At 66.0% G+C, this 10,557-nt stretch carries 10 protein-coding genes and 1 pseudogene; 5 read left to right on the top strand and 6 right to left on the bottom strand.

Annotated features, from left to right (window positions below):
* Positions 1 to 66: 66 nt before the first annotated feature.
* Positions 67 to 390: a DUF6122 family protein gene (locus ACXJKH_RS03525; RefSeq protein ID WP_457318322.1), complete on the bottom strand. Its 324-nt coding sequence runs from the start codon at positions 388 to 390 to the stop codon at positions 67 to 69.
* A gap of 187 nt (positions 391 to 577) precedes the next feature.
* Positions 578 to 2,467 carry an arginine decarboxylase gene (gene speA / locus ACXJKH_RS03530; RefSeq protein ID WP_457318323.1) on the bottom strand — a complete coding sequence of 630 codons (1,890 nt, stop codon included), beginning with the start codon at positions 2,465 to 2,467 and terminating at the stop codon, positions 578 to 580.
* A 191-nt stretch (positions 2,468 to 2,658) separates the two neighbouring features.
* Here speA and speE point away from each other — a divergent pair, with 191 nt between their 5' ends.
* On the top strand, positions 2,659 to 3,513 hold the full coding sequence (speE, locus tag ACXJKH_RS03535) for a polyamine aminopropyltransferase (RefSeq protein WP_457318324.1): 855 nt from the start codon (positions 2,659 to 2,661) through the stop codon (positions 3,511 to 3,513).
* Between the two features lie 203 nt (positions 3,514 to 3,716).
* Here speE and ACXJKH_RS03540 read toward each other — a convergent pair whose 3' ends face one another.
* Entirely contained in the window at positions 3,717 to 4,622 is a 906-nt protein-coding gene (locus ACXJKH_RS03540) for an aspartyl/asparaginyl beta-hydroxylase domain-containing protein (RefSeq protein WP_256774749.1), read from the bottom strand.
* 219 nt (positions 4,623 to 4,841) lie between these two features.
* Between ACXJKH_RS03540 and ACXJKH_RS03545 the strand changes: the two genes are divergently transcribed.
* Positions 4,842 to 5,798, top strand: a complete 957-nt coding sequence (locus tag ACXJKH_RS03545; protein WP_457318325.1) for an alpha/beta hydrolase — start codon at positions 4,842 to 4,844, stop codon at positions 5,796 to 5,798.
* A gap of 199 nt (positions 5,799 to 5,997) precedes the next feature.
* Entirely contained in the window at positions 5,998 to 6,651 is a 654-nt protein-coding gene (locus tag ACXJKH_RS03550; protein ID WP_457318326.1) for a kinase, read from the top strand.
* A gap of 19 nt (positions 6,652 to 6,670) precedes the next feature.
* Here ACXJKH_RS03550 and ACXJKH_RS03555 read toward each other — a convergent pair whose 3' ends face one another.
* Positions 6,671 to 7,009 carry a P-II family nitrogen regulator gene (locus ACXJKH_RS03555; RefSeq protein WP_038685739.1) on the bottom strand — a complete coding sequence of 113 codons (339 nt, stop codon included), beginning with the start codon at positions 7,007 to 7,009 and terminating at the stop codon, positions 6,671 to 6,673.
* Between the two features lie 123 nt (positions 7,010 to 7,132).
* On the opposite strand from ACXJKH_RS03555, the gene ubiK reads away from it, so the two are divergent.
* Complete coding sequence (ubiK, locus tag ACXJKH_RS03560; protein ID WP_457318327.1) at positions 7,133 to 7,393, top strand: ubiquinone biosynthesis accessory factor UbiK; 261 nt, start codon at positions 7,133 to 7,135, stop codon at positions 7,391 to 7,393.
* A 45-nt stretch (positions 7,394 to 7,438) separates the two neighbouring features.
* On the opposite strand, the gene ACXJKH_RS03565 is transcribed toward ubiK, so the two are convergent.
* Together ACXJKH_RS03565 and yidA are read right to left on the bottom strand one after the other, a co-directional pair.
* Positions 7,439 to 8,002 (bottom strand): DUF6438 domain-containing protein, encoded by a 564-nt coding sequence (locus ACXJKH_RS03565; protein WP_457318328.1) that lies wholly within the window; start codon positions 8,000 to 8,002, stop codon positions 7,439 to 7,441.
* 79 nt (positions 8,003 to 8,081) lie between these two features.
* Positions 8,082 to 8,921, bottom strand: coding sequence for a sugar-phosphatase (gene yidA, locus ACXJKH_RS03570; protein WP_457318329.1), 840 nt, complete (start codon positions 8,919 to 8,921; stop codon positions 8,082 to 8,084).
* A 162-nt stretch (positions 8,922 to 9,083) separates the two neighbouring features.
* Between yidA and ACXJKH_RS03575 the strand changes: the two are divergent.
* Positions 9,084 to 9,929 (top strand): annotated as a pseudogene (locus tag ACXJKH_RS03575) (magnesium chelatase domain-containing protein); the annotation flags it as partial.
* Positions 9,930 to 10,557 lie beyond the last annotated feature (628 nt).

Genomic DNA, 10,557 nt, shown 5'->3' on the forward strand with positions numbered 1-10,557 from the left:
CGCCAACGGCAGCCGACCAACGGTCGGCTTTACGGGGAGCCAACGGCAGCCGACCAACGGTCGGCTCTACCGGGCGTGGTGCATCCACCAGCAATCGATCGCATCCAGCACGATGTGGACCATCAGCCCGATACCGAACAACCGTGTCTTCTTCGGCACGCACAGTCCCGCATACACGGCGATCGCCGGCGCGGTATGCAGCGGGTGGAACCCGATGCTGCAGCGGTTGGGGACATAGATCGGGTCGGCCAGCAGATGGTCCAGATCGATGATCCAGCCCAGCAGCAGCAACCCCCACGCCGACAGGAACCGCTTGCGCCAGAACAGCCATGCCAGCAGCGCCGGCACGGCCGCATGCAACACGAGATGGAAAATGGCCCGCGCGCTCATGCCAACGGCCAACGCCGAGGCACAACCGCCCGGTAGTACCGAGCCATGCTCGGCACCGCACTGCACGCCACGCCCAACAAGACGTCGGGCCGCAAGGGATACCCTCCCTTCAAGCGGGCGCCCTCCGCAACACGGCAGGCAGCGTCGGCAACGGCACCCGCCGTCGCCGACGTCACCTGCCCGCCCCTCACGCCAGCGGCTCGTCGGACAGGTAGGTGTACCCGGTCAACCCCGCTTCCAGCGCCTCGGACAACTCCTGCGCACGCGCCGGCGACAGATCGGCTGCCGCCACGCGCTCGGCGTAGCTGGCACGCAGATCGGCCAGGCTGTAACCCACGTAGTCGAGCATCACATCGGTGGTGTCACCGCGACGCTGCTGGGTGATGGCATAACCATCGTCACCGGCCAGCACTTCCACCGCATCGGTATCGCCGAACAGGTTGTGGATGTCGCCCAGGATCTCCTGATAGGCACCCACCATGAAGAAACCGATGCGGTAGCTCTCGCCGTGGTTGAGCGCATGCAGCGGCAGCGAGCTGTCCAGGCTTTCGTTTTCGACATAGGTCTTGACCATGCCGTCCGAATCGCAGGTCATGTCGGCGATGATGCCGCGACGCTCCGGCTGCTCGTTCAGCCGCTCGATCGGCACGATCGGGAACACCTGGTCGATCGCCCAGGCATCGGGGATCGATTCGAACACGCTGAAGTTGACGAAGTACTTGTCCACCAGCCGCTCGTTCAATTCATCCAGCGCCGGGCGATGGCTCTTCTCGTCGTAGCTCAGGCGCGCACGCACGGCATGGGCGATGGCGTAGAACAGGTCATCGATGCGCGCACGCTGCGGCAGGTCGATCTGGCCCAGCGCGTAGCTGGACAGGCCTTCGGCATGGAAATGCTGCGCTTCCTGGAACAGCTCCACCGCCGGGCGCTCGTCCAGCTCGGCATGGATCTCGCGCAGGTGGCGGATCGCCGCCGGCTCGTCGTCATGCTGGTCGGGCACGCGGCCTTCCTGCGCCTGCTCCACCTCGGACACGTTGGCGATCAGCACCGCGTGGTGGGCGGTCATCGCGCGGCCGCACTCGGTAACGATGCGCGGCGGGGTCAGGCCGTGTTCTTCGCAGGCGTTGGCCAGCGGCTGCACGATGTTGCTGGCGTAGGAGGCCAACCCGTAGTTGATCGAGCAGAAACTGCGCGAACGGGTGCCTTCGTAATCCACGCCCAGGCCACCGCCCACGTCGACGTGGGTGATCTTCGCGCCCAGCTGGGACAGCTCCACGAAGTAACGCGTGGCCTCGCGCATGCCGTTGGCGATGTCGCGTACGTTGGAGATCTGCGAGCCCATGTGGAAATGCAGCAGGCTCAGGCAGTCGGCGTACTCGGTGTCGCGCAGCGACTTCCACAGGTCCAGCAGCTGGCGCGGGGACAGGCCGAACTTGGCCTTGTCGCCGCCGCTGTTCTGCCACTTGCCCGCGCCCAGCGAGGCCAGGCGCATGCGCACGCCCAGGCCGGGCTTGACGTCCAGCGCCTTGGATTCTTCCAGCACCAGCTTCAGCTCGGAGGGCTTCTCGATGACGATGAAGGTCTGCAGGCCCAGCTTGCGGCCGATCAGGGCCAGGCGGATGTACTCGCGGTCCTTGTAACCATTGCAGACGATCAGCCCGCCCGGGCGCGACAGCGCAAGCACCGCCATCAGTTCGGGCTTGCTGCCCGCTTCCAGGCCGAAGCCTTCGCCGTGGTGGCTGGCCAGGGTGCCGGCCACGCCGCGATGCTGGTTGACCTTGATCGGATACACGGCGGTGTAGCCGCCCGGATAGTCCCAGTCGGTCTGCGCCTGCGCGAACGCGGCCTGCAGCTTGCCCAGGCGCTGGCCCAGGATGTCCGGGAAGCGCACCAGCAGCGGCAGCTTGGCGCCGGCCGCGCGGGCGGCGTCGACGATCTTGGGCAAGGACACCACCGGGCCGTCCTGGCCAGTCGGTCTCACCACCATGTGTCCTGCCTGATCCACGTCGAAGTAGCCATCCGCCCAATGCGGAATCGAGTAGGTCTTGCGGGCTTGGTCGAGGGACCAATCGGTCATTTCAGTGGGCCTGGTTGGTAAAAAAGGGGGTGCATGATAACGCCTATGTGGCGACAGCTCCGTTATCATGCGCGCCCGCGCCCGTGCTCAGGCTTGAAACCTGAACGGGCCAACCCGTCCGGACGTGGCTTGCGCCACGCGGCACCGCCGCCAGCCCGGCTCCAACACCCTCCGAACAGGATTGCTATTCCATGACTGACAACAACAAGTGGTACATCGAGCATTTCGAGCGCACCGGCTCGGCCATCGGCTACCGCCTGAAGGGCAAGCTCGATGAAGTGCAGTCGCCGTTCCAGAAGATCGAGATCTTCGCGACCACCGATTGGGGCAACCTGATGACCATCGATGGCGCCATCATGCTGACCAGCAAGGACAACTTCTTCTATCACGAGATGATCAGCCACCCGGTGCTGTTCACCCACGCCGCGCCCAAGCGCGTGGTGATCATCGGTGGCGGCGACTGCGGCACCCTGCGCGAAGTGCTCAAGCACACCGGCGTGGAGAGCGTCACCCAGTGCGACATCGACGAGCAGGTCACCGTGATGGCCCGCAAGCACTTCCCGGAACTGTGCGAGTCCAACGACGACCCGCGCGCCGAGCTGATGTTCGACGACGGCGTGGCCTACATGGCCAACTGCCCGGCCGGCAGCGTGGACGTGGTGATCGTGGACTCCACCRACCCGGTCGGCCCCGGCGAAGGCCTGTTCAACAAGGCGTTCTACGAGAGCTGCTTCAAGGCGCTCAAGGACGACGGCATCCTGGTGCAGCAGTCCGAATCACCGCTGATGCAGCTGGACCTCATCAACGAAATGCGCACCGAGATGGGCAAGGCCGGCTTCGGTGCGTTCAAGACCCTGCCGTTCCCGCAGCCGTGCTACCCGACCGGCTGGTGGAGCGTGACCCTGGCCCGCAAGGGCGAGAGCAGCTTCGACTTCCGCCAGGCCGATTCGGCCGCCAAGTCGTTCGATACCCTGTACTACACCGCCGCACTGCACACCGGCGTGCTGGTGACTCCGCCGTTCGTGGCTTCAGCCCTGAAGGGCTGATCGGTCGATAGGGGAGGGGTAGAGCCGAGCCATGCTCGGCTGCCTCAAGCTCGGCAAGCCTGGGCCCGATGCATCGCGAGCGCCGCAGCCGAGCATGGCTCGGCGCTACCTTGCAGCCAAGAAAAACCCGCGCTGGCAACAGCGCGGGTTTTCTTTGTTCCGGTAGTGCCGGCCGCTGGCCGGCAACCCATGAAGCCATGCGCTCAAATCGCCCAGATGCCCGCGATCACCGCCACCACCAGACCCCACTTGATCACCTGATACGCCACCACGCTGCGCTCGCGCAGCGCCTTGGCCTTCAGCCGCACCTTGTAGACGCTGCCGAAGGCCTTGTTGACCCCACCGGTGGGATCACCCGGCAGGTTCGGCGAGGCGCCGCCGGCCAGCAGCGTGGAGGCCACCGCGCGGTTGAACAGGCTCGGCAGGCCGAAGCGCAGCGGGCGGGCGATGTCGCAGAACAGGATCACCCGATCGTCCGGGGTCTCGTTGTGCGCATGGTGGATGTAGGTCTCATCGAACATCATCCACTGGCCATCGCGCCAGCTCTTCCGGATGCCGTCCACTTCGATGTAGCAGGCATCATCGTTCGGCGTGGCAAGACCCAGGTGCAGGCGCAGCGAACCGGCGAAGGGATCGCGGTGCGGGCGCAGCTCGCTGCCCGACGGCAGCTGGGCGAACATCGCCGCGCGCACGTCCGGCAGCGATTCCAGCAACGCGGTGGTCTGCGGGCACAGCGCTTTGGCCGACGGGTGCGAGGGGCCGTACCACTTCAGGTAGAAGCGCTTCCAGCCACGGCGGAAGAACGAATTGAACCCGGCATCGTTGAACGTGCTGGACGCGGCGATCTTGTCCGCATCGCGCAGGGCCAGGGCTTCGTCGCGGATCATCTGCCAGTTCTGGCGCAGCGGCTCCAACTGCGGGAATTCCTTGCCCGGGTCCAGGAACGGCGTGGTCGGCACTTTGGAAAACGCGTACATGATCACGTTGATCGGAGCCATGAAGCTGGAGTGGTCCAGCAACTGGCGCGACCAGCGCGCGCGGACCTTGCCGCGGTAATGGATGTACAGCACGCAGGCGATGAACAGCACTGCCAGCACGATCTTGATCATCAGTCTTCCTCCGGCAGGGCCGGAACCGAAAAGGTGGGGGCGATGCACGGCAGGAGCCGGCATCGATAAGGCGGCAGGGGGCGGGGACGTGCCGGAGTGGGGGGCGGCCGCCGATGGCGCAGATAACGGCATATGGTCGGCAGAGCCCGCCTCCCGGTCAAGCACGGACTGGGGGGTGGCCAGCGCGGCGTGGCTGAACCAAGCGCCTAGACTGTCCCGATGCACGGACCTGCCCACAACGATCCCTACCCTCCCCTCAGCCAGGCCTACCAAGCATTTTTCGATCCGGTCGCCGGTGCGGCAGCCCCTCGCGCGTGCCGCGTCGACGGCCCGTCCGGCGTGCTGCAGCTGGACCGCCATGGCCCCGCCGACGCCGCCATGAGCGTGGTGCTGGTGCATGGCGCCGGCGGCTACGGACGGATGTTTGCGCCGCTGGCACAGCGGCTGGCGGTGGCCGGCTACGAAGTGTTGGCGCCGGACCTGCCGGGCTACGGGCTCAGCCCGGCACGCTGGCCGCAGGTCGATTACGCGGCATGGAAGCACCGCCTGCTCGCACTGATCGAAGCCGAGCATGCACAGCGCGCCCGGCCATTCGTGCTGCTGGGCGCGAGCATCGGCGGCTATCTGGCCTACCTGGTGGCGGCCGAATCGCCCAGAGTRCACGGGCTGGTGGCCACCACCCTGGCCGACCCGCGCGATCCGGTCGTGCAGGCGGCGCTGGTGCGCCAGCCCTGGATGCGCCGGTTGCTGCCTGCCCTGCGTCCCCTGAGCCGGGTGACCCGCGGGCTGCGCATCCCCGTGCGCTGGTTCACCCACATGCAACGGATGTCGCGCAATCCCGCGCTATCGGCGCTGGTATGCCGCGATCGGCTGGGCGGTGGCAACCGGGTACCACTGGGCCTGCTGGCGTCCCTGTTCGACACCCCGCCGGCACGGGAACCAGAACAGTTCACGCGATGCCCGGTGTTGATGGTCCATCCCGCCCGCGACGCGTGGACACCCGTAGAGATCAGCGACCGTTTCTTCAACCGGTTGGCCGTCCCCCGCGAGCGGGTGCTGTTGGCCGAATGCGGCCACTTCCCGATCGAGCAGCCCGGCCTGGACCAGTTGCGCGACGCACTCCTTCCGTTCCTCCAGCGCATTGCCCAGACCCCCGTCTCCCAAGCGTCTGATTGAAAACAACATTCCTTCAAACGATACAAGTTTGTCCGCTTCGGCGTGACGAACTGTTCCACACCGGGCTACGACATTTCTCCGACAAACGCTGGATTGGTGTACCGGCGAGTACTAAAATTAACGAAATCTTAGTAATCACCCTTCAGTAGCACCGGTACGCCTGACGCATTGCGCCGACCGCCGGGTCGCACAGACCCCTATGAACACTCTCGTTGCCTCGTGTGTCGATGACACCGCCCCCGCCGAGCTGCTCAAGCGCGGCGAACGCCTGCTTGAACCCGATGTCTACCGCACCTGCCTCAACGGCCAGCCGGCGGTGGTCAAGGACTACACCCGTTACCGCGGCACGCCGCTGTCGCCGCTCGCGCGCCTGCTGGTCCGCCGCRAGGCGCGCATCCTGCAGCGCCTGAGCGGCTGGAAGCATGCCCCTGCCCTGCTGGGCACCGTCGGCGGCCTCGCGCTGGGCATGGAATTCATTCCCGGCCAGACCCTGAGCGCGGCCCAGTCGGTGGGCGTGGAGGTCTTCGAACAGCTGCAGTACGCGCTCACCCGCCTGCATGCGGCCGGCATCACCCACAACGACCTGCACGGCACCAACGTCATGGTCAGCGGCGGGGTGCCGGTGTTGGTGGACTTCACCTCGGCCTGGCGCAGCCCGCGCTGGCTGCCGGTGCACCCGGTCTCGCGCCAGCTTCGCCGCAGCGACATGAAGAACCTGCTCAAGATGCGCCAGCGCCTGACCGGCGAGCGCCCCAGCGCGTCGGAGGCTGCGCAGGTGGCCGACCCGCGCTGGGTGGCGGCCGTGCGCGTGGGCTGGAAGCGCTTCTACCGCTGGTTCAAGGGCCACGCCTGAGCGTGGCCATCCGGCGCGCTTACAGCGCGTCGGCGTCCAGCTCACCGGTGCGGATGCGCACCACGCTGCCCAGGTCGTACACGAACACCTTGCCGTCGCCGATCTTGCCGGTGCCGGCGGCCTTGACGATGGCCTCCACTACTTCCTCGACCTGGCCGTCGGTGACCGCCACCTCGATCTTCACCTTGGGGAGGAAGTCGACCACGTACTCCGCGCCCCGATACAGCTCGGTGTGGCCCTTCTGCCGCCCGAAGCCCTTGACCTCGGTGACCGTGATCCCGGTGACGCCGCGCTCGGCCAGCGCTTCGCGCACGTCGTCGAGCTTGAACGGCTTGAGCACCGCCATGACCATCTTCATCTGATTGGCTCCTGTAATCGCGCAGCGAGGATAACGCCTGTCGGCCGGTGAACGCGATGCACCCGCCCAGTGCCGGCAGCCGCGCCGGGGATTATCCTTAGCGTATACCCCGCGGAGCACAGCATGATCGACCTCAACCACCTGGRTGACCTGGCCCGCCGCCTGAGCGACATGGTCCCGCCGGGCCTGCGCCAGTCGCGCGAAGAACTGCAGGCCACCTTCAAGACCGCCCTGCAGGCCGGTCTGGGCAAGCTGGACCTGGTGACGCGCGAGGAATTCGACGTGCAGCGCGCGGTGCTGCTCAGGACACGCGAGAAGCTGGAGGCGTTGGAGAAGGTGGTGGCCGAACTGGAAGCGCGTGGGAGTGGTGCGTCAGGTGAGTAATCTGCGCCGGACCATACACGGGCAGCCCAGCGGGAGCCGCCCTGTTCAATAGCACCACGCTTCGACGCTGCCGACTTCGCATCCCCTGCCGATCCACCGTGCGGTGCCCAGCTCGGCATCGATCATGCGGCCCAGACGTGAGGCCGCTTCCAGCGCGGGCGTGCTCTTGCACCCTTCGTAGACCACCACCCGCTTTACCTTGCCCGCCCGGCTGACACTTATCCGGTAGGACGGCTGGTCGGTCATACCCTCAATGCAACCATCGTGGGGCGCGTACCGGCGCTGCAGCGAGAAGAAATCGGCGTCCTCGACCGCGGTCAGCAGTCGCTGCCAGTGCTCAGGGGCAATCGTTGCGTGGGCCACGCCGTGCTGCTGTACATATCCCTGGCCTATGAAGCGAACCGACCCATCGCTGGCCACGCTCACCTCATACACCGGACACGTGCCGTAGCAGGCACGCCGCTTGAGCGTGATCTGATCGATCAGGTCGGCCTCGCGGGGAGGCGTCTGCGGGCTGGAGCATGCCGCCAGCGCGAGCAGCAGCGCTGCACCGGAAGCGATGACGCCTCGCTTGAACAACCCGTATTCCTTTGCGTCCTGCAATTGCATCGGCATCGTCCTGCATCCCTGTCAGGAGCGACTTTAATGCATCCTTCGACCTGCAGTCGTTGACAGCTCACGCAGCGGCTTACGCGCCCCGCAATACGAACCGTTCAATCGCCAACGCCACGCCATCTTCGGCATTGGACGCGGTCTCAAAGCGCGCGGTCTGCTTCACCGCCTTGATCGCATTGCCCATCGCCACGCTGGTGCCGRCAAACTGCAGCATGGTCAGGTCGTTTTCCTGGTCGCCGAGCGCCATCACGTTGGCCGCATCCACGCCCAGGTGCTTGGCCAGTTTCTGCAGGCTCGGCCCCTTGCCCGCCCGATGGTCGAACACCTCCAGGAAGAACGGGGCGCTCTTGAGCACCGCGAAGCGATCGGTCAGTTCCGATGGCAGGCGTTTGATTGCCGCGTCCAGCACGTGCGGCTCGTCGATCATCATCAGCTTGATGAACTGCATCGCCGGGTCCATGTCCTCCACCCGCCGGTAAGACAGGGGCGCATGCGACAGGTGCGAGTCGGCCACGGTGTAGATGCTGATGTCCTGGTTGGGCGTGTAGATGCGCAGTCCATCCATCGCCTGGAAGTGGATGCCCAGATCGCGCGCGATGCGCTCGCAGAACATGAAGTCCTCGAAGCTCAGCGGGTACTCGACCACGCGCTGGCCGCTGCCGAGGTTCTCCACCACCGCGCCGTTGCAGGCGATGCAGAACTCCGCATCGCCCTCGATGCCAAGTTCGCTCAGGAACGGCGCCAGCCCGGACACCGGTCGGCCACTGGCCAGCACAACCCGCACACCCTGCGCGCGGGCTGCGGCAATGGCCTGCTTAACACGCGGCGTAAGCTGGTGGGCCGGGTTGAGCAGGGTGCCGTCCATGTCGATGGCGACGAGGTGGACCGGGTCGGGGCGGTGTTGCATATCCATCAGGTTCAATGTTCGGGCGGTGCAGGGGGATGTCCAGTCTAGCGGCAGCGCATGAACGTCCGCGACCGCAGAAGCCCGACGGTAGGCCGGTGCGAATGCCTACATACCGGCCTGCGCGCAGCCGCCATCATCGCCCCCATCCCAAGCAACCGTGGTAACCGCATGAGCCTGGCGCTCGTCCACAGCCGTGCCCGCGCCGGCGTCAACGCGCCCGCGGTGCGTATCGAAGTGCTGCTCTCCGGCGGGCTGCCGCACACCCAGATGGTGGGCCTGCCGGAAACCGCCGTGCGCGAATCGCGCGACCGGGTACGTGCGGCCATCGTCTGCTCGCAGTTCGAGTTTCCGCAGCGGCGCATCACCATCAACCTGGCACCGGCCGATCTGCCCAAGGAAGGTGGACGTTTCGACCTGGCCATCGCGCTGGGCATCCTGGCCGCCAGCGGGCAGATCGATGCGCAGGTGTTGTCGCGCTATGAGTTCCTGGGTGAGCTGGCCCTCACCGGTGAACTGCGTGGCATCAACGGTGTGTTGCCCGCGGCATTGGCCGCCGCCCGCCTGGATCGCACGCTGATCGTGCCGCCGGAGAACGCGGCCGAAGCCGGGCTGGCCGGGMATGCCGACGTGCGCGTGGCGCGCACCCTGTTGGAGGTCTGTGCCGGGTTGGGCGAACGCGAGCTTCCGCGCGCCATGCCGGTGGACATTGCCGGTTCGCCGATGGCGGACCTGCGCGACGTACGCGGCCAGCCGCTGGCGCGGCGCGCATTGGAAGTCGCCGCGGCAGGTGGCCACCATCTGCTGTTGATCGGCACGCCGGGATGCGGCAAGACCCTGCTGGCGTCACGGCTGCCCGGCATCCTGCCCGATGCAACCGACGCCGAAGCGCTGGAGACGGCCACCGTGACCGCTTGCGGTGGGCACGGCATCGACGCCGCGCGTTGGCGGCAACGGCCTTACCGATCGCCGCATCACACCGCCAGCGCTGCGTCGCTGGTGGGGGGCGGCTGTCACGAGTCACGATTAACGCGACTAGGTCATGAAATGCGCGACTGACATTAGCGAAAGCCCTCCGCTCTCAACCCTATTGGGCCAAGCCGATACAGCAACCATTGGGGTACTTTCCGGCGACAGATAGCTCTGATCCAGTCAACTGGCCATAGTGCCGCGCACCATCGTCCATGCGCGGCCGAACTGACAACGCCTTGACCAAGGCATACGCCYTCTGCGAAGACTGAGCGATTGCGCTACAACCCCGCGCCTAGCTATCAGAAACGGCCCAGTTCACGCCCCCAGTCCCCAATGGGTTTGAATTCAACGTACGCCGCCGATACTGCGCGAATTGCCCCTAGTTCTGCGGCTTCTCCATAGGTTGGGACATCTCCTTTGCAGTCAGATAGATAGTAGGGCGAACACCATAGTTTGTGCACTTTGGACAAACTATGGTGTTCTGCTCTGGGCGTACTGTCGATCAGGGGTTCCGCAGTGCTTCCAACGCGTCATCCAAGGCAGTGACTGCATCCACTACTGTTCGCACAGTAGCTCGGTCGAACTCGTGATCGCGCTGCGCGTCGTGCACGCCACTGTTCAGGTATCCCCATTCAATGCTCGCCCCGTTGACGCTAAGCAAAGCGGTAAGTGC

This window comes from Stenotrophomonas sp. P5_B8 (assembly GCF_054049855.1).

What these genes read in the sequence shown, in the direction of transcription:
- ACXJKH_RS03525 (WP_457318322.1), bottom strand. Translation starts at nt 390, where the DNA reads ATGAGCGCGCGGGCCATTTTCCATCTCGTGTTGCATGCGGCCGTGCCG.
- speA (WP_457318323.1), bottom strand. Translation starts at nt 2,467, where the DNA reads ATGACCGATTGGTCCCTCGACCAAGCCCGCAAGACCTACTCGATTCCG.
- ACXJKH_RS03540 (WP_256774749.1), bottom strand. Translation starts at nt 4,622, where the DNA reads ATGATCAAGATCGTGCTGGCAGTGCTGTTCATCGCCTGCGTGCTGTAC.
- ACXJKH_RS03555 (WP_038685739.1), bottom strand. Translation starts at nt 7,009, where the DNA reads ATGAAGATGGTCATGGCGGTGCTCAAGCCGTTCAAGCTCGACGACGTG.
- ACXJKH_RS03565 (WP_457318328.1), bottom strand. Translation starts at nt 8,002, where the DNA reads ATGCAATTGCAGGACGCAAAGGAATACGGGTTGTTCAAGCGAGGCGTC.